Genomic DNA, 22562 nt, shown 5'->3' on the forward strand with positions numbered 1-22562 from the left:
CTTTTTCTTTTGGGTCAAACCACAAGGCCATGGTTGTTTCTAGAATGGCACCTCCAACAAGAGGAATGCCCCATCCATGGTTCCACACCTGATCACCGCACTGACTGGCCCCATCAATGAACTCGAGCAACGCATGCTCGAATCCATGCCGGCCATCGAACGTTGGTTCCGACTGGAATGGATGGAGCACACACCACCGTTCTACACATCGGTGGACCTGCGCAACGCTGGTTTCAAGCTCGCCCCGGTTGACACCAATCTGTTTCCTGGTGGGTTCAACAACCTGACGCCCGAGATGCTGCCGCTGGCCGTTCAGGCTGCCATGGCGGCCATCGAAAAGATCTGCCCCGAAGCCAAGAACCTGCTGCTGATTCCCGAAAAGCACACCCGCAACACGTTCTACCTGTCGAACGTGGCGCGCCTGATGCAGATCTTCGGGCTCGCAGGCCTCAATGTGCGTCTGGGCACGCTGGACGAGACCATCAAGGAGCCCACCGAATTGCCCTTGCCCGATGGTGGCTCACTGACGGTGGAGCCGCTGATTCGCACCAAGCGCCGGCTGGGGCTCAAGCACTTCGACCCCTGCACGATCTTGCTCAACAACGATCTGTCTGCCGGCATCCCCGAGGTGTTGACCGGCTTGCACGAGCAATACCTGCTGCCACCGCTGCATGCGGGCTGGGCTGTACGCCGCAAGAGCCAGCATTTCGCGTCTTATGAAGAGGTCGCCAAGAAGTTCGCCAAGCTGCTGGGCATGGACCCCTGGCTGATCAACCCGATGTACTCTGTGTGTGATGAGGTGGATTTCCAGGAAGGCACCGGCAACGAATGTCTGCAATCGCAGGTTGATGCACTGCTCAACAAGATCCGCCGCAAATACAAGGAATACGGGATCAACGAGAAGCCCTTCGTGATCGTCAAGGCTGACAACGGTACTTATGGCATGGGCATCATGACGGTGCGCGACGCCAAGGAAATAGTGGATTTGAGCCGACGCGCTCGCAACAAGATGTCCGTCGTGAAGGACGGCCAACAAGTGAACCGCGTGATCATCCAGGAGGGGGTTCCCACCTACGAGCAGCTCAATGATGCAGTGGCTGAGCCCGTTGTCTACATGATCGACCGCTATGTCGTGGGCGGGTTCTACCGCGTTCACGCCGACCGTGGTATCGACGAGAACCTCAATGCACCCGGCTCCAGCTTTGTGCCGCTGGCCTTTGCCGAGCCCACCCAATTGCCGCGGCCCGGTGCCAAGCCCGGGGTCAGCGCGCCCAATCGTTTTTACATGTATGGCGTCATTGGCAGACTGGCCATGCTGGCAGCCAGCTACGAGTTGGAAGCGACCGACCCGGACGCAGAGACTTACGACTGAAAACAAGGGAAAATGGCGGATCGCGTTTTTTCGTGACCCCCGCTCGTGCAATCCAATTCCAACGCCAAGCTTTCTGCTTCCCAGTTGGCCGCCCTCACCTTGGGCGCCATCGGTGTCGTCTACGGTGACATCGGCACCAGTCCTCTGTATGCGCTCAAGGAAGTCTTCGCGCATGGGCACCTGCCACTGACGCCGGAAACCATTTACGGCATCCTGTCCATCATGGTCTGGACGCTGACTGTGATCGTGTCACTGAAGTACGTGACCCTGATCCTGCGTGCAGACAACAATGGCGAGGGTGGGCTGATCGCCATGCTGGCCCTGGCTTCCACCGCCGTTCATGACCGTCCCAGGGTCAGGGGTGTACTGCTGGGTATCGGCATATTTGGCACAGCCATCTTTTTCGGTGACGGCGTGATCACCCCCGCCATTTCCGTGTTGTCGGCGGTAGAAGGCCTTGAAGTGGCGGCCCCAGGGCTGGAACGCTTCGTCGTCCCCGTCACGCTGATGGTGCTGACAGTGCTGTTTCTCGTGCAAAAACACGGTACCGGCGGCATCGGCAAGGCGTTTGGCCCTGTAACGGCACTGTGGTTCATCGTGCTGGCCGTGCTGGGTGTCATCCACATTGCGGAAAATCCCCACATCCTGGTGGCATTGAGCCCCCACTACGCGCTGAACTTCATGTTCGACCACCCCAAAGCGGCGTTCATTTCGCTGGGGGCTGTGGTCTTGTGTGCAACGGGCGCTGAGGCGCTGTACGCCGACATGGGGCACTTTGGCAAACAACCCATCCGGCTGGCCTGGTTCATCCTGGTGATGCCATCGCTGATCCTGAACTATTTTGGCCAGGGGGCCATGCTGCTGCAACATCCTGAAAACGTCGAAAATCCGTTCTTCGAGATGGCGCCGCAATGGGCCTTGTACCCGCTGGTGGCCTTGGCCACCTTTGCCACGGTGATTGCGTCACAAGCCTTGATCTCGGCCGCGTTTTCCGTGACCAAGCAGGTGATCCAGCTCGGCTATCTGCCCCGCCTGCGCATCCTGCACACCTCGGTCAATGAGACCGGCCAGATCTACATCCCCTTTGTGAACTGGGGGCTCTACGCCTGTATCGTGCTGGCCGTGGTGTTCTTCGGCTCCAGTGGCAAGCTGGCTGCGGCCTACGGCATCACCGTGACGATCGACATGCTGATCACCACGCTGATGACCTTCTTCGTCATCCGCTATGCCTGGCACATGTCGCTGCCGCTGTGCATCTTCGCCACCGGCTTCTTCTTCACCATCGACATCATGTTCTTCAGTGCCAACGTCATCAAGGTGATCGACGGCGGCTGGTTCCCGCTGCTGATTGGCGCTGTGATGTTCATGCTGATGAAAACCTGGAAGGAAGGCCGTGCGCTGCTCAGTGAACGGCTGCGCGCCGACTCGATCGAGCTGCGCCCCTTCCTGGATGCGGTGTTCGCCAGTCCGCCGACCCGTGTGCAGGGCACAGCCGTGTTCCTCAATGCCGATGCGGGCACCACGCCCAATGCCTTGCTGCACAACCTCAAGCACAACAAGGTGCTGCATGAACAGAACCTGTTCGTGACGGTGAACCTGCATGAAGTGCCCTGGATCGGCTTCGAAAAGCGCATCGAGATCACGCCCTTGGGTCGCTCGTGCTGGCAGGTCATCCTGCATTTCGGCTTCAAAAACGAGCCCGATGTGCCCGAGGCGCTGAAGCTGCTCAAGCAGCACCGGGTCAACATCGACGACATGGAAACCAGCTACTTCCTGTCGCGCGACATCGTCATCCCGACCATTGGCAGCGGCATGGCTCCGTGGCGTGAAAAGCTGTTTGCCAGCATGCACCGCAATGCTTCCGGTGCCGCTGACTTCCTGAGTCTGCCGACCAACCGCGTGATCGAAATGGGCTCCAAGGTGGAGATCTGAACAGGCTGCTGAAACCCCTCCAGGACTGCTTCCGAGACACCTCGCTGGCCGCTGTGTCGGCTGGCTTCGTCTCGACCCTGGTCGGTTTCACCAGCACGATCGCGCTGATCTTCCAGGCTGCCCGCTCATTGGGCGCCACGCCCGAGCAGGTCAGCTCATGGGTCTGGGCACTGGGCATCGGCATGGGTTTGACCACGCTGCTGCTGTCACTGCGTGAGCGCATACCCATCCTGGTGACCTGGTCCACGCCGGGCGCTGCCGTGATTGCGGCGGCCTCTGCCGGGGTGTCCTTGCCTGAAGCCGTCGGGGCCTTTCTCGTCTGCGGCGCACTGACAGTCTTGGTGGGCATCACCGGCCTGTTCGAGCGGATGATGAACCGCATTCCGTTCGCCTTGGCCTCAGGCCTGCTGGCGGGCATCCTGGCGCGCTTTGCACTGCAAGCCTTCTCTGGCGCTCAAATTCAGCCAGCGCTGGTGCTGACCATGTTCGCGATCTATCTGATCGGGCGGCGGTGGTGGCCCCGCTACGCGGTGGTTGGTGTGCTGCTCAGTGGCACGACGCTGGCCGCCGCGCTGGGCCAGATCAATGTGCTGGCACTGCGGCTTGATCTGGCTGCGCCGGTCGGCGTGATGCCTGCGTGGTCGTGGCACGCCATCATCGGCATGGGCCTGCCCTTGTTCATCGTCACACTGGCATCGCAGGCCGTTCCAGGTGTCTCGGCCATCCGCGTGATGGGCTACAAACCACCGGTCTCGTCCATGATGACCTGGTCCGGCATCGCGACCATCGTGTTCGCGCCTTTTGGGGGCTATACCTTCAACCTCGCCGCCATCACGGCTTCCATCGTGCTCAGTCCCCATGCCCATGCGGACGCCAGCAAGCGCTACACCGCCGCCATCATGTCGGGGCTGTTCTACATCCTGATGGGGCTCATGGGTGGTGCCGTGGCCGGCGTGCTGGCCGCATCACCGCCGGCCCTGGTGATGGGTATCGCTGGCCTGGCCTTGCTGGGCACCATTGGCAACGGTCTGGCCGTGGCCTTGCGAGATGAACACCACCGCGAAGCGGCCCTGATCACCTTCCTGGTCACGCTGTCGGGCCTCACCCTGCTGGGCATCAGTTCGGCGTTCTGGGGCCTGGTAGCCGGCACGGTTTCTCTGTTGGTGCAACACTTCAGGGCACCACGACCTGATTCAAATGATTCCCCATGAAGCTCCTATTCGTCGCTGACCCGCTCGACAGTTTCAAGATCTACAAGGACAGCACCTTTGCGATGATGCGCGAGGCCGCGCAGCGTGGTCACGACATCTGGGCCTGTCAGCCACATGAACTGCGCTGGCAACGCGGCAGCCTGGTTGAGGCACGCATGCAGCACATCCGTCTCACGGGCCATCCGGACAACTGGTACAACGTGATCTCGGCCGAGACCCAACCCTTGTCCAGCATGGGTGCGGTGGTGATGCGCAAGGACCCACCGTTCGACCAGGAATACCTGTACACCACGCACCTGCTGAGCCAGGCTGAACGCGATGGCGCCCGGGTCTTCAACCGCCCATCGGCCTTGCGGGAGCACCCCGAAAAGCTCGCCATCATGGAATTTCCCGAGTTCATCGCCCCCACGCAGGTGACGAAGGACATCGAAGCCATCCGGGCCTTCCATGCCGAGCACCAGGACATCATCCTCAAGCCGCTGGACGGCATGGGCGGCATGGGCATCTTCCGGGTCAAGGCCGATGGGTTGAATCTGGGGAGCATTGCCGAAACGCTGACCCACCAGGAAACCCAGACCATCATGGTGCAGGCCTTCCTGCCAGCCATCACCGAGGGCGACAAGCGGGTGCTGCTGATGAACGGCAAGCCCGTGCCATTTGCACTGGCGCGCATTCCTCAAGGTGACGAAGTGCGAGGCAACCTGGCTGCCGGCGGCAAGGGTGTCGCCCGCCCTCTCAGCGACAGCGACCGCCACATCGCCGAGTCACTGGGACCCGTGCTGGCCGCCCGTGGACTGCTGCTGGTCGGGCTCGACATCATTGGTGACCGGCTCACGGAAATCAATGTCACCAGCCCCACGTGCTTCCAGGAAATCACCGACCAGACTGGCTTCAACGTCGCTGCCGCTTTCATGGACGCACTTGAATCACAGCTTCAGGGCTGACAATAGCCCTCCTTCGCCCTCGACCGTACAACACGCTTCCGCATGGCCCTCCTGACCCTCAACGATGCCTGCCTGGCCTTTGGCCACGTGGCTCTGCTCGATCACACCTCGTTCTCGCTCGAAACCAGCGAGCGCGTGGGTCTCATTGGCCGCAACGGCACGGGCAAATCCTCCTTGCTGAAGATCATCGCCGGCATGGAGCGACCTGACGATGGCCAGTTGCAGCTGCAAAACGGCCTGCACATCGCCTACGTGCACCAGGAACCCAGCTTCCCGGAAGGCATCAATGTGTTCGAAGCCGTGAGCCTGGGCTTGCAGGAAGTGCGCACCCTGCGGGACCGCTTCGAGGCCCACGCCGAGGGAGATGACCTCGATGCCCTGATGACTCAGATTGAAGCCCGCAACGGCTGGAATTGGGAGCAGCGGGTCGAAGAAACGCTGCACCGCCTGCAACTTGACCCACAAGCGGCCCTCGCTGGACTGTCTGGCGGCACCCGCAAGCGCGTGGCGCTGGCTCAAGCCCTGGTGGCCTCACCCGACGTGCTGCTGCTGGACGAGCCGACCAACCACCTGGATCTGGACGCCATCACCTGGCTGGAGGAATTGCTGGTCGCCTTCAAGGGCAGTATTTTGCTGATCTCCCACGACCGCGCCTTCCTTGACAACGTCTGCACCCGCATCGTCGAGCTCGACCGTGGCGTGCTGCGCTCCTATCCGGGCAACTTTGCGGCCTATGAAACCCTGAAGGCACAACAACTGGCCGACGAAGCCCTGGCCAATGCCCGCTTCGACAAGCTGCTGGCTCAGGAGGAGGTCTGGATCCGCAAGGGCGTGGAGGCCCGCCGCACGCGCTCGGTGGCCCGCGTCAAACGCCTGCATGATCTGCGTGAAGCCCGTTCCGTGCGCCGCGATGTGGTCGGCCGGGTCAAACTGGAGGTCTCCCAGGGCGACCGCAGCGGCAAGATCGTCGCGGAGCTGGACAATGTGTCGAAGCAGTTCGGCGGCAGGCCCATCGTCAAGGGCTTCTCGGGCACCATCATGCGCGGCGACAAGGTCGGCCTGGTCGGGCCCAATGGGGCCGGCAAGAGCACGCTGCTGAAGATCATCCTGGGTGAGCTGCAGCCCGATTCCGGCATCGTGCGGCAAGGTGCCAACCTGCAAGTGGCCTATTTCGACCAGATGCGTGACAACCTCAATCTGGACGCCACGCTGGCCGACTTCATCAGCCCGGGCAGCGAATGGATCGAGATCAATGGCTCGCGCAAGCACGTGATGGGCTATCTGCAAGACTTCCTGTTTGCCCCAGCCCGAGCCAACTCACCCGTGCGCACACTCAGCGGGGGGGAGCGCAACCGCCTGCTGCTGGCGCGCTTGTTTGCCAAGCCGTCGAACGTGCTGGTGCTCGACGAGCCGACCAACGACCTCGACATCGACACCCTGGACCTGCTGGAGGAGTTGCTGGCCGACTACCCCGGCACCGTTTTCCTCGTCAGCCACGACCGACGCTTCCTGGACAATGTGGTCACCAGTACCATCGTGTCTGAAGGCGACGGCCTGTGGCGCGAGTACGAAGGTGGCGTGGAAGACTGGCTGATCCAGTCCCGCCGGGCCAAAGCCCTGGCGAACTCGGCGGCCTCGCGCAGCAACGCATCGACTGCCAGTGCACCAGCCGCCAGCGAGCCAGCCAAAGAGGCTTCGCCGCCCGAAACAGCCCCTGCTGCGGCACCCTCTACACCCAAGCGCAAGCTGAGCTACAAGGAGCAGCGCGAGCTGGATGAGTTGCCCAACCGCATTGCTGCACTGGAAACCGAACAAGCGGCGCTGCAGACCCAACTGGCCGACCCGGATATTTACAAAAAAGACCCGAAAGGCGTGCCGGCCATACAAGCCCGTCATGACGCCATCGACGAGGAGCTGCTGACCTTGCTGGAGCGCTGGGAAGAACTCGGCCAGCGCTGAGCGCGATCAGGCTGCCGCTTCGGACACCGGCTTCTTGCCGGTCCCACCCACCGTCGCGAACAATTCGCCTGCCTTTTGCTCAGGGTCATCGCTCGACAGCACCGCCTCCAGCAAAGCTGCCAGGCGACGGGTATCTGAGCGCAGCACCTTCTGCTTGACCGAAGCGACCTGGGTGGGATGCATGGAAAAGCTGCGCAAGCCCATGGCCAGCAGCAGCTCCGTGAAAGCTGGGTCACCCGCCATTTCGCCGCACACGCTCACCCCCTTGCCCGCTTCACGCGCCTGGCGGATGGTGGACATGATCAGCTGCAGCACCGCAGGATGCCAGGGGTCGTACAGGTGCGACACAGCCTCGTCTGCCCGGTCGATGGCCAGGGTGTACTGGATCAGGTCATTGGTCCCGATCGAAACGAAGTCGAAGTAACGCAGGAACAGCGGCATGGTCAAAGCCGCAGCGGGCACCTCGATCATGGCGCCCAGTTCCACCTCACCAAACGGTTTGCCTGCTTCGATGAGCTGACGCTTGGCATGCGCCAGGTTGTCCAGCGTGAGGCGGATCTCGTGCAGGCTGGCCAGCATCGGGATCAGGATCTTGACCGGCCCATGATGGGAAGCTCGCAGCAGCGCCCGCAATTGCCTGCGGAACATGCTGGGCTCGGACAGGCTCCAGCGGATCGCACGCAGACCCAATGCCGGATTCAGGATGGACTCGTGCCGCAACTCGGACTGGCTCATGCCATCAATCGGCTTGTCGGCACCAATGTCGACCGTACGGATCGTCACCGGCAGGCCCTTCATCGACTCGACCGCCCGGCGATAAGCGTCGTACTGTTCCTCTTCATCCGGCAAGTTGTCGATGCCGCGCCCCATGAACAGGAATTCGCTGCGGAACAGCCCCACGCCCACCGCCCCGGCCTGCAAGGCGGCATCGGCGTCTTCCGGCATCTCGATGTTGGCCAGCAGCTCGATGCGTTCGCCATCGAGCGTGACCGCAGGCGTGTGCCGCAAACGCGCCAGGCGGCTGCGCTCCACCTCGCTCTGGCGCTGCCTGAATCGGTATTCCTCCAGCACGATGGGCGACGGGTCCACGATGACCAGCCCTGCGTCGCCATCGATGATGACGTAGTCGTCCTGACGGATCAGGTTGCTGGCCTGACGGGCCCCGACCACGGCCGGGATGTCCATGCTGCGCGCCACGATGGCGGTGTGCGAGGTCTTGCCGCCCACATCCGTGACAAAGCCTTTGAACACGCTGCGCTTGAAGTTCAGCATGTCAGCGGGCGAAATGTCGCTGGCCACCAGCACGAGGGGCTCATCACCACCGAAGTCACGCGGCTCATGGGCCGCAGGCATGCCGTGTACGCCACCACGACCCAGGGTGCGCAGCAATCGCTCCACCACCTGTTCCAGATCCGCCTTGCGTTCGCGCAGGTAGGCGTCTTCCATGTCGTCGAAGTGCCGGGCCAGCACCTCCAGTTGAGCCGACAAGGCCCATTCCGCGTTGTAGTGGCGCTTGGTGATCCACTCGACCGAAGCGCCAATCAACGCCTCGTCCTGCAGGAGCATCTGGTGCACATCAAGCAAGGCGGCCAACTCGGTCGGCGCATCGGCCGGCAGATCTCTCTTGAGCACCTCGAACTCTCGGGCCACCACGTCACGGGTGTCCAGCAGACGGGTGACTTCGTCATTGACCTTGGCCGGGTCAATGAAGTGGTGAGGCACATCGACGCGGCTCGACGCCACCAGCACAGCCCGTCCGATGGCCACTCCGCGCGATACCGGCAAACCAAAGATCTGAATGCTCATAGGGTTGATGCTACCAGCGCCAGCAAGGCATCGGCCTGAGGATTTATGCGGGAATCGCATGACAAGACTGTCACGCCCGCATGAGCCGATGCGGTCACCGTTCTGTCATGCGAGATTCACGCCAGCGTCATCGCCCGCATCAAAACTGGCAACCCAACACACGAGTGTCTGGAGATGATGATGAGGGATTTGCCACTGCCGACGCAGCCGATTGCTGACCTGCGCCCCACCATTTCGGCCGAAGCCCGCGCCGCACGGAGGTCACTTCACCCTGGCTCGACGCAACCGATTGAAGTCGTTTGGGCTCGCAATCCGGAAGATGTTCTCGCGGCCCAACGCCTGAGGTACGAGGTTTTCGCCGAGGAAATGGGTGCGCGCCTGAGCGTGCCCGCCGGCAGCCCCGAACGCCATGACATCGACCTGTTTGACCCGTTCTGCGAGCACCTGCTGGTGCGTCTGGCTGATACCGGTCAGGTCATTGGCACCTACCGCGTGCTCACCCCGGCAGCAGCCAAGCGGGTCGGTGGCCTGTACAGCGAAACCGAATTCGACCTGACCCGCCTGCGCCCCCTGCGCGGCAAGATGGTGGAGCTGGGCCGCAGCTGCGTGCACCCGGATCACCGCAACGGTGGGGCCATCCTGGCCCTGTGGGGCGCCCTGGCTGAATTCATGGTTCGCAACGATCTGGACACCATGATCGGCTGCGCCAGTATCAGCATGCGCGACGGTGGTCACGTGGCCGCCAGCCTGTGGGAGCAGCTGCGTCAGACCCACCTGGCCCCGATCGAAGTCCAGGTGCGCCCACGCCTGCCGCTGCCGGTGGAAGACCTGCAGCGCGACCTGCCGGTCGAGCCCCCTGCACTGATCAAGGGCTACCTGCGCTGCGGCGCCAAGATTCTGGGCGCCCCCGCCTGGGATCCTGACTTCAACACCGCCGATCTGCCGATGCTGATGCGCATCGAAGATCTGCCCACCAGGTACCGCCGCCACTTCCTGGGCGCCTGAAACAGGTCAAAAGGCGCATAGACTGCGCGCCATGACGCAGTCTCCCGCCTCTACGCCCAAGGGCGCCTCTCCAGCCAGCCTGCCGCTCTCGGCCCTCCTGAGCCGCTGCGCTGATGCAGTGGGGGCGGTCATGCAGGGCAAGTCCTTGACAGATGCCCTGCAGGCCTGCCCGGCACCAGAACGCCCCGGCGTACAGGCCCTGTCTTTCACCGTGCTGCGCCGCCTGGGCCTGGCCCAGGCCTTGAAGCAGGAACTGGTGCCACGCCAACCTGCCCCATGGGTCGACAACCTGCTGGTGTCGGCCCTGGCCCTGGCTTGCGGCAACGAGTACAACGCCCACACGCTGGTAGATCAGGCCGTCGAGGCCGCCAAACGCAAGGCTCCCCGTACCAGCGGCCTGGTGAATGCCGTGTTGCGGCGTTTTCTGCGCGAGCGCGACGCCCTGATCGAGAAGGCCGACAGCCCAGTCGCCCGCTTCAATCACCCCCTGTGGTGGATCAAGCACCTGCGTACGGATTGGCCCGCGCAATGGGCCGACCTGCTGCACGCCAATCAGGGCCAGCCCCCCATGACGCTGCGCGTCAACGCCCGGCATGGCACCGTCGAGCACTACCTTGAACGCCTGCAACAAGCCGGCATCGCGGGCCGACTGCTGCCACCCGAGTTGGGCACACCACAAGGCATCGAGCTGGCCAAAGCCGTGCCCGTGCAGCAGTTGCCGGGCTTTGCGGAGGGCGATGTGTCCGTGCAGGACGCCAGTGCACAGCGGGCTGCGCCCCTCCTGCTGGCCCCCATTGACGGCCACACCTTGCCCTCTGGCGCACGCGTGCTCGATGCCTGCGCGGCGCCTGGCGGCAAGACCGCGCACCTGCTGGAGCTGGCTGATCTGGATGTGCTCGCACTGGACACCGACGCTCACCGGCTGACACGCGTGGCGGACACCTTGAAGCGCCTGCACCTGCAGGCCGACATGAAGGCCGCCGATGCTTCACAGCTGGAAGCCTGGTGGGATGGACGTCCGTTTGATGCCATCTTGCTGGACGCGCCCTGCAGCGCCTCGGGCATCGTGCGCCGCCACCCGGACGTACGCTGGCTGCGCCGTCCCAGCGACATCCAGGCCCTGGCGCGCACGCAGGCCCGCCTGCTCGACGCATTGTGGCGCACACTGAAACCCGGCGGCCGACTGCTGTACTGCACCTGTTCGGTGTTCAAGGAAGAAGGCGAGCACCAGATCGACGCATTTTTGCAACGAACGCCCGATGCGAGGGCATTGCCAGCCCCCGGTCACCTGCTCCCTGTGGTCGAATACCCTGCAACAGATGCGACAGGCCACGATAGCCTGCCGCCAGATTCGGGAGATGGCTTCTATTACGCCAGACTGAGCAAGGCCCCCGACGCGACATGACCGAACTGCACCGCCGCCAGCTGCTCACAAGCAGCTTGAAGGCCCTGCTGAGTGTCTCCCTGACCTCCGCAGGGCTGCCGGCTTTGGCAGACACCGGGGCCAATGCGGCCTCCATCGACCTGCATCAGATCCAGCTGGAACGGGGTGACGACGGTCTCCAGTTGAGCTACCGTGTGGTTTTCGATCTCCCCAAAGACATTGAAGATGCCCTTTACAAAGGGGTCGCCGTGGTCTTCGTCGCCGAAACCACCCTGCTCAAGCGCCGTTGGTACTGGAGTGACAAGCAGCGCAGTCGTGCTACCAGAAGGTGGCGGCTGGCCTACCAGCCTCTCACGCGCCGCTGGCGCCTGACCCAGGACGGCCTGGCTCGCCAATACAACTCGCTCGAAGATGCCCTGTTCATGATCTGCCGGGTCAATGAATGGCGCATTGGCGAGAACGTGCCTGCCGGCGACGAGCGCGACTACTACGTCGACTTCAGCTTCCGGCTCGATACGGACGAACTGCCTCGCCCCATGCAGATCGGACTGGGTATCCAGAGCGACTGGAACATCGCCGTGCAACGCCAGATCAATGTCAGCATCGCACGCTGACACACGCCCATGAGCAGCGCACGTTCCAACCGTCTTGCCTGGATCGTGGCGGGCGTGGCCATCACCGGCATGTCACTGTTGCTGGGTTTCCTGCTGGTGTTTGCCACCCAAAACTCGGAGCGACTCGAGCCGCACTTTGGCTGGCTGTTCGGTGTGAATGCAGCCATTGCATCGGCACTGGTGCTGGTGATCGTCGCTACACTGGGACGGTTGGTCATCCGTCTGCGCAACCGCAAGTTTGGCAGCAAGCTGCTGCTCAAGCTCGCGGGCATTTTCGGATTGGTCGCCGTGGTGCCTGGCGTGCTGATCTACACCGTGTCATACCAGTTCGTGTCACGCAGCATCGAGACCTGGTTCGACGTGCGCGTAGAAGGCGCACTGGAAGCCGGCCTCAACCTGGGTCGCAGCACACTGGACGCGCTCAGCAGCGACCTCGCCAACAAGACCCAGCTGGCTGCCGAGCGACTCGGTGAGACAGGCAGCTCGCTGTACAGCGACGGCTCCCCGGGCGTGCTCGCGCTGGAACGTGTACGCGAACAACTCGGCGCGCAATCGGTGGCGCTGGTCAGCGAAAACGGTCTCGTCGAAGTGGCAGCGGGCACCAATGACACCACCACCTTGACGTCCGAGCGCGTGTCGTTGAGCTGGCGACAGGAAGCACGATCCAAGGGCGTCTTCAGCATCATCGAGGGCCTGGAAGACAAGGAGCAGGATGAAGCACCCGCTCCTGCTGCCGCAGCGGGTGAACCCGCCCGGGTGATTGCCCTGGCCTGGCTGCCCGATCGCAGCTACAGCCTGCAGAGCAAAGGTCACTACCTGCTGGTGACCCAGAAGATGCGTGCCGACCTGGTACGCAATGCCCTGGACGTGCAGCGCGCCTACAGCGAATACCAGCAGCGTTCACTGGGCCGGCAAGGGCTGCGCCGCATGTACATCGGCACGCTCACCCTGGCCCTGGTGCTGGCGGTGTTTGGCGCCTTTTTACTGGCAGCCACGCTCGGCCAGCAGCTGGCCCGCCCACTGCTGTTGCTGGCCGAAGGCGTGGACAAGGTGGCCAAAGGCGACCTGAGCCCCAAAGCCATCTTCGCCACACGCGACGAGCTCGGTGGACTGACACGCTCCTTTGCAGCCATGACCCAGCAGCTGGCCGATGCCCGCTCCCTGGCCGATCGCAGTGTGCTGGAGCTCGACAGCGCGCGCGCCTATCTGCAGACCATTCTGGACAACCTCACTGCCGGGGTGATCGTGTTCGATCGCCAGGGCCGTATCGACACATTGAACCCCAGTGCCACACGCATCCTGCGTGCACCGCTGTCGGCCTACCTTGGCAAGCGGCTCTCCGAAGTCGAGGGGCTGGAAGACTTCGCGCAGGCCCTCAAGGCCCGCTTCGAGCTCTACGACAGCGACCCCACACCAGGCGAGCGGCAGCAATGGCAGGAGTCGTTTGAGTTGCAAATGGGGGCCGACAAGGTCGGCATCACCCTGCTGGTGCGTGGCGCCGATCTGCCTCCGGACGCCAAGCTCATCGTGTTCGACGATATCTCGGATGTGGTCTCCGCTCAGCGGACCGAGGCATGGAGCGAAGTGGCACGCCGCGTGGCGCACGAAATCAAGAACCCCTTGACGCCCATCCAGCTGTCTGCGGAGCGCCTGCAGATGAAGCTCGAGAGCAAGCTCGACGACGCGGGCCAGCAACTGCTCAAGCGCTCTACGGACACCATCGTCACCCAGGTGCAGGCACTCAAGACCCTGATCAACGAATTCAGGGACTACGCGCGCCTGCCATCAGCCAAGCTCTCCCCTCTCGACCTCAATGCCCTTGTGAACGATGTGCTGGGCCTGTATGGACAAGCGCTGGACGAAGGCACCCTGGTCGCGGATCTGACCCCGGATCTGCCGCCGATCATGGGCGACCCGACGCTGCTGCGGCAGGTCGTGCACAACCTCGTGCAAAACGGTCTGGATGTCATCGCCGAACACCCCCGTCAGGACACCAGCGGCAAGGTGCTGATCCGCACGGACCTCTCTCGCCTTCCTGATGGCACGATCCGTGCTGTCAAACTGGTCGTGCGAGACAACGGTCCAGGCTTCCCAGAAAAGATCCTCAAGCGCGCTTTCGAACCTTATGTAACCACCAAAGCCAAGGGCACGGGCCTGGGTCTGGCGGTGGTCAAAAAGATTGCTGACGAGCACGGCGCTCTGATCAGGCTCAGAAATATCGAAAGTACGGGTAAAGACCTTTGGAGTGGGGCTCAAGTTTCGTTATCATTTTCAAAGCTGTCATCCACACTACCTCAAGCGGGCTCATGAACATGGGCTGCGTCTTCCGAGGACTTCAAATACATGGCCACCATTCTTGTTGTTGACGACGAACTTGGCATCCGCGCCCTTCTCTCTGAAATCCTGACCGATGAAGGTCACAGCGTCGAAGTTGCTGAAAATGCAGTGCAAGCCCGCCGGCTGCGCGAACAATGCAAACCAGACCTGGTTTTGCTGGACATCTGGATGCCGGATGTCGATGGCGTGACCCTGCTCAAGGAATGGGCCGCCTGTGGTCAGCTGACCATGCCGGTCATCATGATGTCGGGACACGGCACCATTGACACCGCCGTCGAAGCAACCAAGTTTGGTGCCCAGGCCTTCCTGGAAAAGCCCATCACGATGCAGAAATTGCTGCGCGCGGTCGAACAAGGCCTCAGCAAGCCTGCACCCCGCCCGGCGGCACCTGCACCGGCACCCGTTCACATGGCCACGGTGACCCCGATCACCGCTGCCCCGTCGTACAACAGCAGCGCACCAGCGCTGGTAGCTGTGCGCAACGAGCCCCTGCATGCCGTGGAGAGCCACCATGTGGTCAGCAATGGCTACGGAGCCCACAAGGCCCTGTCGCACGAACAAAGCTTTGAACTCGACCGCCCGCTGCGTGAAGCCCGCGACGATTTCGAACGTGCCTACTTCGAGTTCCACCTGGCCCGCGAAGGCGGCAGCATGACCCGCGTTGCAGAAAAAACAGGCCTGGAACGCACCCACCTGTATCGAAAACTCAAACAATTGGGTGTCGATCTCAGTCGCAGCAAGAAAACTGCTTCAAATTGATGTATAGTCTAGGTCTTCGCTGATCGCTGCAACAAAAACAGCAAACAGCAAAGCGGCCTGGTAGCTCAGTTGGTAGAGCAGCGGATTGAAAATCCGCGTGTCGGTGGTTCGATTCCGCCCCAGGCCACCAAAATTCAAAAACCCCGCTAGCGCAAGCTGCGGGGTTTTTTACTTTGTGCGCCGCTTCATGAAAAGGCTGAGCAAGCAGCTTGCCGCACATCGACAGACTGATCGCAGGACAAGGCGCAGGACGCCAACAATTCCCGGGTCAACCCCCGTTGACGCATAAGGTTAGCCAGCGCGCTCCGCTGGTGCCCAATGGCCCCCTACAATTTTTCGGATCAGCTGAAACGCTCATCAAAGAAGTTCAACACCATGCTTCAGAAGCCGGCTCTATCGTCCTCGGATGCCATGACCATCCTTGAAGCCGCACGACGGGAAGCTCAAGCAAACAACTGGAATGTCTCCATCGCAGTCTGTGACGAGGGTGGCCACCTCCTCGCATTCACGAGGATGGATAACGCCAACATCGCATCTGCAGCGATTTCTCAGTCCAAAGCCCACACCGCCGTGCTCATAAAAAAGAGACCCGACTGGTTGAAGAAATGATCAACCAAGGGCGCTCTGCTTTTATTTCAGCACCAGGCATACAAGGGATGCTGGAAGGAGGCGTACCCATTTTCGCCGCAGGCTTCTGCGTAGGTGCAGTGGGGGTCAGCGGCGTGCAAGCCGTTCAAGATGCCCAAGTCGCTACGGCGGGGATTGCAGCGCTCGCGCTGCCCTGAGCTGGCTGAGGCTCACAGAGAGCCTCTATATCGAATCGACAAGGCCGTCCTTAGACCGATTCCCCTGCCACCAGGAATAAATTGGGCGCCCCGCGGGCAAAGCCATCTTCGCCAACCAGCACGTCCAGCACCAGCGTGGCCAGATCATCAGCCACGGGGTCGATACCAGGCGCTCGGGCCTCGAAGAACAGCTTGATGTAGCCTGAACAAGCCGGGCAGGCCTCGGCCTGTACCTCCCCCTTGCTGCCCTCGATACCGAGGTATTCGACAGCTGCATCGCTGTCACACAGGCAGCAGTGGGCGCGGACGCGGTGCCAGCGCGTGGCACACAATGCACACTCGAGGTAGCGCAATCCGCCTCGTCCATCCCCCGCCATGAGGACGCCGCCAACCGGCGCACTGCCGCAACATGGGCAGTGGTCCAGATCGGTGATGGTCGGCATGGCCTGCGCACACTGCTGTCGCGCAGCACGCGTCCAGGCCACCTGCATGGCAGCCGCCACCAGTATGTCGGTCTGGTCACGGCCAGCGCCGGCGCCCGTGCCCTGCGCCATGGCCAGACAGTTTGCTGCACGAGACTGCAGGCCGGACTCATCGGCGGAGGCCTCCAGCCCCATGCTTTCACACAGAGCGAGGTAGATCTCCCGCCATGCCGAGGGCGGCGCGCTGGTCTCTGCTGCACGCCGCTCCAGCTGGGCTTGCTGTTGATCAGAGAGATCGGCCAACCAGCTCAGCCAGCTGGACATGGCATGCCCGGGCGCCAACGCACGCAGCCTGGCCGCACGCCGGCCAAACACGTTCTCGGCAGGCGCGATCACCTCTGGCGGCGCGATGGACGAAGGCAGGGCCTGAGGGGGAAAAGTCATCTATCAGTCTCCGGGTGCAGACGCGGTCTGCACCATTACATGAGCTTGCGAGCAGCTTCTGCGCCTGGCAAGTCGCCGCGCAGCCGCTCGGCGTAGGTATAGGCCACAAGTTGCCCTGGACGGGCGAAGCCAATCAACATCAGCCCGGCATCCTGCGCGGTGCGGATGGCGAGTGCGGTGGGCGCAGACACGGCCACCAGGGTGCTGGCGCCCATGCAGGCCGCCTTGTGCACCATTTCATAGGACGCCCGGCTGCTGGTCAGCACGAAGCCACTGGCCACCGGCACCCCACTTCGCAACAAGGCTCCGCCTAGTTTGTCCAGGGCGTTATGGCGCCCAGCATCTTCCCGTGCCAGGCGAATCTGTCCTCGTGCATCCACCCAGGCGGAAGCATGGGAGGCACCCGTTTGCTCGCGCAGGGGTTGCCAATGCGGCAATTTGCGCAGCGCCTCGTCAATGGCAGCCAGCTCGACAGGCGTCGCCGGCGGGCGCTGGCGAGGCACAGGACGAACAGCCTGAGCGAGTTGTTCCACCCCACACAGACCGCAGCCGGTGCGGCCAGCCAGTGTGCGCCGCACCTCTTTCAAGGCCAGAAATCGAGGGGTGGCAATCTGCATCTCGATCACGATGCCCTCACAGCCCGGCACGATCTCCAGGTCATGGATCTCGTGAGGAGCCGCGACGATGCCTTCGCTGACGCTGAAACCCACCGCGAAGTCTTCGAGGTCCGCCGGCGTGGCCAGCATCACCGCATGGGATACGCCGTTGTAGCTCAAGGCCACCGGCACTTCCTCAATGACTTCGTCGGCCACCACGAGACGAGTGGAGGCCCTCACCCGCTGCACCGACACCACTGCGCTGGACGCAGCGCCCCCGGTCGACCCGGAGGTGTCGTCGTCATGCGGCTGAGGCTGGCAAGGATCTGCCACGCGTCACTTCCCGGTCATCTGGCGATACCAGCCACGGTGATGCTGGCGTGCCCAGGCACGCGTCACTGTGCCGTACCACATGGCGCGCACGGTGCCCTTCACCCAGATGGCCGCGTAGACGTGCACGAAGATCAGCCCGATCATCACCGCCGCAGTCGCGGCATGCACCACCACCGCCACCCGGATGATCGAGGTGTCCACATGGAACATGCTGCGCCAGATCAGCAGACCGGATACCGTCATCAAGGTCATACACACGCCCAGAGTCCAGAAGAGCATCTTCTGGCCACCGTTGTACTTGCCTTGCTCGGGCATGTCGTGGTCGTTGCCGTCCACCATGTTCTTGGCCTTCTTGAGCCACTCGATGTCAGCTGGTGTGACGATGTTGAGGCGGAAGAAGCGCACGAAGATGATGGCAAAAGCCACGGCCATCACCACGCCCACCCAGGGGTGCAGGATGCGTGTCCACACCGGTCCGCCAAAGAGTTGCGTCAGTGGAAAGAACGCAGGATGGAAGAAGGCGAGGCCGGAGAGTGCCAGCACGATGAAGCTCATGCCCACGGCCCAGTGATTGGCCCGTTCGGACGCGTTGTAACGCTTGAGGTCTTTGGGATCACGGATCATTTTGCAGACTCCTCGTTTTCACGTTCGAGCCGGTCTTCGGCATCAATCTCGTCCTCGGTCTCCTTCGAGACCTCATTGGGACCCTTCATCACATAGTGGAAGAGGCTACCCAGCGCCACCCCGGCCAGCGCCAAGGTTGCCAGCGGCTTGGCCACGCCCTTCCACAGTGCCACCATCGGGCTGATCGACGGGTTTTCAGGCAGGCCGCTGTACAGATTCGGCTTGTCCGCGTGATGGAGCACGTACATCACGTGCGTGCCGCCCACACCCTTGGGATCATACAGACCAGCGTTCTCGTACCCGCGCGACTTGAGGTCGGCGATACGGGTCTCGGCGTAGTCCTTCATGTCTTCCTTGCTGCCGAACTGGATGGCCCCCGTCGGACAGGTCTTCACACAAGCAGGCTCCTGCCCCACCGCGACGCGGTCGGAACACAGCGAGCACTTGTAGGCCTTGCCGTCGTCTTTCGAGATGCGCGGCACATTGAAGGGACAGCCGGTGACGCAGTAGCCACAGCCAATGCAGTTTTCCTCGTGGAAATCAACAATGCCGTTCTTGTACTGGATGATCGCGCCCGGTGACGGACAGGCTTTCAGACAGCCCGGGTCCGAACAGTGCATGCAGCCGTCCTTGCGGATCAGCCATTCCAGGCGGCCGTTTTCTTCGACCTCGTTGAAACGCATCACCGTCCAGGCGTTGGCCGAGAGGTCGGTCGGGTTGTCATAGACACCCACGCACTCGCCCACGTCGGCACGGATCTCGTTCCATTCCGAGCAGGCCACCTGACAGGCCTTGCAGCCGATGCAGGCGCTCACGTCGATGAGCTTGGCCACTTCGGTGATGTTGTTGCGAACCTGCGTGGAGGGCGTGGTGGTCGCCGAGCGACGCAGGATGTCCAGGGATTGCAGTGCCATCGTCAGCTCCTTACGCCTTTTCCAGATTCACCAGGAATGCCTTGTACTCAGGGGTCTGCGTGTTGCAGTCCCCCACGGCCGCCGACAGGATGTTGGTCAGGTAGCCCTTCTTGGCGACGGTCTCCCAGCCCCAGTGCAGCGGGATACCGATCTGGTGAACCGTCTGCTTGTTGACGGTCAGCGGCTTCATGCGCTTGGTCACCACGGCCTTGGCCTTGATGAAGCCACGCTTGGAGCTGACCTTGACCCAGTCACCGGCCACGATGCCCTTTTCCTTGGCCAGCACCTCGCTGATCTCGACAAACTGTTCGGGCTGCGCAATGGCGTTGAGACGCACCGACTTCGTCCAGAACTGGAAGTGTTCGGTCAGTCGGTAGGTGGTGCCCACGTAGGGGAACTCCGTGTGCTTGCCCAGGCGCTCGCGGTCGCTCTTGAAGATGCGCACGGCCGGGCTGTTGACCACCTTGGGGTGCAAGGGGTTGGTGCCCAGCGGGGTTTCCATCGGCTCATAGTGCTCTGGGAAGGGCCCGTCAACCAGCTTGTCGGTACAGAACAGGCGCCCGAAGCCTTCCGGGTTCATGATGAAGGGATTCATGCCAGCTTCGGGCGGAGAGTCCACCTTGAAGTCTGGCACGTCAGCACCCGCCCAGCGCTCGCCGTTCCAGGCGATGAGCTTGCGCTTGGCATCCCAGGGCTTGCCTGCGGGGTCGCAGGAGGCACGGTTGTAGAGAATGCGGCGGTTTGCCGGCCACGACCACGCCCAGCCTGGCGTGTTGCCCAGGCCCACGTCGGTATTGTCCCGGCGGGCCATCTGGTTGCCCGCCTGCGTCCAGCAGCCGGAGAAGATCCAGCACGCGCACGAAGTGCTGCCGTCATCCTGCAACGCAGCGAAACCTGGCACTTGCTCGCCCTTTTTCACCAGCACCTTGGTCTTGTCAGCCGGATCCGGGATGTCAGCCAGGGCCTTGCCGTTGAGTTCCTTAGCCAGCTCCTCAGGCGTTGGCGCCTTCGGGTCGGCATAAGACCAGTTCAGGTTCAGGATCGGCTCGGCACCCTTGCCACCTTCCTTGCGGTAGAGATCGCGCAAGGCAACAAACATCTCGCCGATGATTTCCTGGTCGCTGCGCGCTTCACCCGGAGGCTCTGCCCCCTTGAAGTGCCATTGCAGCCAACGACCGGAGTTGACGATGGCGCCATCCTCTTCCGCAAAACAGGTCGAAGGCAGGCGGAACACCTCGGTCTGGATCTTGGAGGAGTCGACGTCGTTCGACTCGCCGTGGTTCTGCCAGAACGTGGAGGTTTCCGTGGCGATCGGGTCAATGATCACCATGTACTTCAGCTTCGAGAAGGCATCGCGCACCTTGTGCGCATCGGGGAAGGATGCCAGCGGGTTGAAGCCCTGGACGACGAAGCCGTTGATCTTGCCCTGGTACATCAGCTCCGTGATGTGGAGCACGTCGTACATCTTGTCCCACTTGGGCAGCCAGTCGTAGCCCCAGTTGTTGTCCTTGGTGGCCTTGTCGCCCCAGAACCACTTCATGAGGCTCACGAAGAACTTGGGCGTGTTGCCCCAATAGTTGAGTTGCCCGTCACGCAAGGCCTTGGGCGTGTTTGCCGTCAGATAGGCATCCAGCGTGGCATGCTGCTTCTCGTTGGGCAGTGGCAGGTAGCCAGGCAGCGAAGTCGACAGCAGACCCAGATCGGACAAGCCCTGGATATTGGAGTGCCCGCGCAGCGCGTTCACGCCACCGCCCGGCATGCCGACGTTGCCCAGCATCAGCTGGATCATCGCCATGGTGCGGATGTTCTGCGTGCCAGTCGTGTGCTGAGTCCAGCCCAGTGCATAGAGGATCGTCCCGACCTTGTCGGTTGCACAGGTCTCACCCAGGTGCTTGCACACCAGCTCGAAACCATCAATGGGGCTGCCGGTCAGGTCAGCCACCACCTCGGGTGTGTAGCGGGCATAGTGCTGCTTGAGCAGGTTCCACACGCAGCGCGGGTGTTGCAGCGTCGGGTCAACCTTGGCCTGCCCCTTTTCATCGAGCTCGTATGTCCAGGTCTTGCGGTCGTAGGCGCCCTTCTCGGCGTCATAGCCCGAGAACAAGCCTTCTTCAAAGCTGTAGCCTTCCTGGATGATGGCGCTGGCGTTGGTATAGGCCTTGACGTAGTCCCAGTGGATCTTGTCGTGCTGGATCAGCCAGTTGATGATGCCGCCCAGGAACACGATGTCCGACCCAACCCGGATGGGAACATAGTGGTCGGCAACAGAGGCCGTGCGGTTGAAACGCGGATCCACCACGATCAGGCGTGCGCCACGCTGCTTCTTCGCCTCGATAGCCCAGCGGAAACCCACCGGGTGGGCTTCAGCGGCATTGCCCCCCATCACGAGAATGAAGTCGGCATTCTTGATGTCAACCCAGCTGTTGGTCATGGCGCCACGACCAAAGGTCGAAGCCAGTGCCGACACGGTCGGGCCGTGACACACACGGGCCTGAGCGTCAGTCGCCACGATGCCCAGCGAACGCATGAACTTTTGCGTCAGGATGCCGGTTTCATTCGACGACGCCGATGCGGTCAGCATGGCCGTAGACAGCCATCGGTTGACGGGCACGCCCTCGGCGTTCTTTTCGACCAGGTTGGCATCCCGGTCAGCCTTCATGTGCTTGGCAATGCGACCGATGGCTTCGTCCCAGGAGATGCGCTTCCACTCGGTGCTGCCTGGTTCGCGCACTTCCGGGAACTTCAGCCGGCCCGGGGAGTGCACGAAATCCAGCAAGCCAGCGCCCTTGGGGCACAACGCCCCGCGGCTCACCGGGTGATCAGGGTCGCCCTCGATGTGGATGATCTCGGCCTTCGCGTTCTTCGCCCCGTCACCCAAGCTGTACATCAGCACGCCACAACCCACCGAGCAATAGGTACAGGTGTTGCGCGTTTCCCGCGCGCGGGAGAGACGGTAAGTACGCACTTCAGCGTGCGCGCTACCCGGGTAGGCTCCCATCATGGCCAGACCGGCTGCGCCCAGCCCACTGGCAGATACCTTGAAAAACTGGCGACGGCTGACCTGCAAGCCACCTGCCACCGGACTGTTTGCTTTGTCCATGAAAGCCTCTAGGTTGTTGTC

Annotated in this window: 16 protein-coding genes, 1 tRNA gene and 1 pseudogene; 12 read left to right on the forward strand and 6 right to left on the reverse strand. The window is 62.4% G+C overall.

Translation table 11 applies throughout. From position 1 onward, the window contains the following. Nucleotides 1-76: 76 nt before the first annotated feature. Genes gshA through ACE3PH_RS04270 form a run of 5 tightly spaced genes read left to right on the forward strand, consistent with a single transcriptional unit; the run spans nt 77 to nt 7418 of the window. Nucleotides 77-1372: a glutamate--cysteine ligase gene (gshA, locus tag ACE3PH_RS04250; protein ID WP_374316753.1), complete on the forward strand. Its 1296-nt coding sequence runs from the start codon at nt 77-79 to the stop codon at nt 1370-1372. A 45-nt stretch (nt 1373-1417) separates the two neighbouring features. Next, nucleotides 1418-3304, forward strand: a complete 1887-nt coding sequence (locus ACE3PH_RS04255) for a potassium transporter Kup (protein ID WP_374316754.1) — start codon at nt 1418-1420, stop codon at nt 3302-3304. Between the two features lie 8 nt (nt 3305-3312). Further along, nucleotides 3313-4515 carry a benzoate/H(+) symporter BenE family transporter gene (locus tag ACE3PH_RS04260; protein WP_374316893.1) on the forward strand — a complete coding sequence of 401 codons (1203 nt, stop codon included), beginning with the start codon at nt 3313-3315 and terminating at the stop codon, nt 4513-4515. After that, complete coding sequence (gshB, locus tag ACE3PH_RS04265; RefSeq protein ID WP_374316755.1) at nt 4512-5459, forward strand: glutathione synthase; 948 nt, start codon at nt 4512-4514, stop codon at nt 5457-5459. Before ACE3PH_RS04260 ends, gshB begins: the two co-directional genes overlap by 4 nt. Nucleotides 5460-5501: 42 nt before the next feature. Beyond that, on the forward strand, nt 5502-7418 hold the full coding sequence (locus ACE3PH_RS04270; protein ID WP_374316756.1) for an ATP-binding cassette domain-containing protein: 1917 nt from the start codon (nt 5502-5504) through the stop codon (nt 7416-7418). Nucleotides 7419-7424: 6 nt separating this feature from the next. Here ACE3PH_RS04270 and ptsP read toward each other — a convergent pair whose 3' ends face one another. Continuing rightward, nucleotides 7425-9224 carry a phosphoenolpyruvate--protein phosphotransferase gene (gene ptsP, locus ACE3PH_RS04275; protein WP_374316757.1) on the reverse strand — a complete coding sequence of 600 codons (1800 nt, stop codon included), beginning with the start codon at nt 9222-9224 and terminating at the stop codon, nt 7425-7427. A gap of 180 nt (nt 9225-9404) precedes the next feature. On the opposite strand from ptsP, the gene ACE3PH_RS04280 reads away from it, so the two are divergent. The 7 genes and pseudogenes from ACE3PH_RS04280 (at nt 9405) to ACE3PH_RS04310 (ending at nt 16108) form a co-directional block, all read left to right on the forward strand. Then, the gene (locus tag ACE3PH_RS04280) at nt 9405-10229 is read left to right on the forward strand and encodes a GNAT family N-acetyltransferase (protein WP_374316894.1); all 825 of its coding nucleotides are present in this window, start codon (nt 9405-9407) and stop codon (nt 10227-10229) included. Nucleotides 10230-10260: 31 nt separating this feature from the next. After that, complete coding sequence (gene rsmB / locus ACE3PH_RS04285; RefSeq protein WP_374316758.1) at nt 10261-11634, forward strand: 16S rRNA (cytosine(967)-C(5))-methyltransferase RsmB; 1374 nt, start codon at nt 10261-10263, stop codon at nt 11632-11634. After that, nucleotides 11631-12227, forward strand: coding sequence for a DUF4390 domain-containing protein (locus ACE3PH_RS04290; RefSeq protein WP_374316759.1), 597 nt, complete (start codon nt 11631-11633; stop codon nt 12225-12227). Before rsmB ends, ACE3PH_RS04290 begins: the two co-directional genes overlap by 4 nt. 9 nt (nt 12228-12236) lie before the next feature. Then, on the forward strand, nt 12237-14537 hold the full coding sequence (locus ACE3PH_RS04295) for an ATP-binding protein (RefSeq protein WP_374316760.1): 2301 nt from the start codon (nt 12237-12239) through the stop codon (nt 14535-14537). A 33-nt stretch (nt 14538-14570) separates the two neighbouring features. Beyond that, a complete protein-coding gene (locus ACE3PH_RS04300) occupies nt 14571-15323 on the forward strand; it encodes a response regulator (RefSeq protein ID WP_374316761.1) in 753 nt (250 codons plus the stop codon). A gap of 54 nt (nt 15324-15377) precedes the next feature. Beyond that, nucleotides 15378-15453 (forward strand) — tRNA-Phe (locus ACE3PH_RS04305). Between the two features lie 245 nt (nt 15454-15698). After that, nucleotides 15699-16108, forward strand: a pseudogene (locus ACE3PH_RS04310) (heme-binding protein). Between the two features lie 50 nt (nt 16109-16158). Here the strand turns inward: ACE3PH_RS04310 and ACE3PH_RS04315 are convergent. The 5 genes from ACE3PH_RS04315 to fdnG are packed head-to-tail and all read right to left on the reverse strand — an operon-like array spanning nt 16159 to nt 22508. After that, on the reverse strand, nt 16159-16974 hold the full coding sequence (locus ACE3PH_RS04315) for a formate dehydrogenase accessory protein FdhE (RefSeq protein ID WP_374316762.1): 816 nt from the start codon (nt 16972-16974) through the stop codon (nt 16159-16161). Between the two features lie 35 nt (nt 16975-17009). After that, nucleotides 17010-17903 carry a formate dehydrogenase accessory sulfurtransferase FdhD gene (gene fdhD / locus ACE3PH_RS04320; RefSeq protein ID WP_374316763.1) on the reverse strand — a complete coding sequence of 298 codons (894 nt, stop codon included), beginning with the start codon at nt 17901-17903 and terminating at the stop codon, nt 17010-17012. 3 nt (nt 17904-17906) lie between these two features. Next, a complete protein-coding gene (locus ACE3PH_RS04325) occupies nt 17907-18527 on the reverse strand; it encodes a formate dehydrogenase subunit gamma (protein ID WP_374316764.1) in 621 nt (206 codons plus the stop codon). Then, on the reverse strand, nt 18524-19441 hold the full coding sequence (gene fdxH, locus ACE3PH_RS04330; protein WP_374316765.1) for a formate dehydrogenase subunit beta: 918 nt from the start codon (nt 19439-19441) through the stop codon (nt 18524-18526). Before fdxH ends, ACE3PH_RS04325 begins: the two co-directional genes overlap by 4 nt. Nucleotides 19442-19451: 10 nt before the next feature. After that, nucleotides 19452-22508, reverse strand: a complete 3057-nt coding sequence (gene fdnG, locus ACE3PH_RS04335; RefSeq protein ID WP_374316895.1) for a formate dehydrogenase-N subunit alpha — start codon at nt 22506-22508, stop codon at nt 19452-19454. Nucleotides 22509-22562: the final 54 nt, after the last annotated feature.

Source organism: Aquabacterium sp. (assembly GCF_041909175.1).
In the GTDB taxonomy this organism is placed as follows: Bacteria; Pseudomonadota; Gammaproteobacteria; order Burkholderiales; family Burkholderiaceae_C; genus Aquabacterium.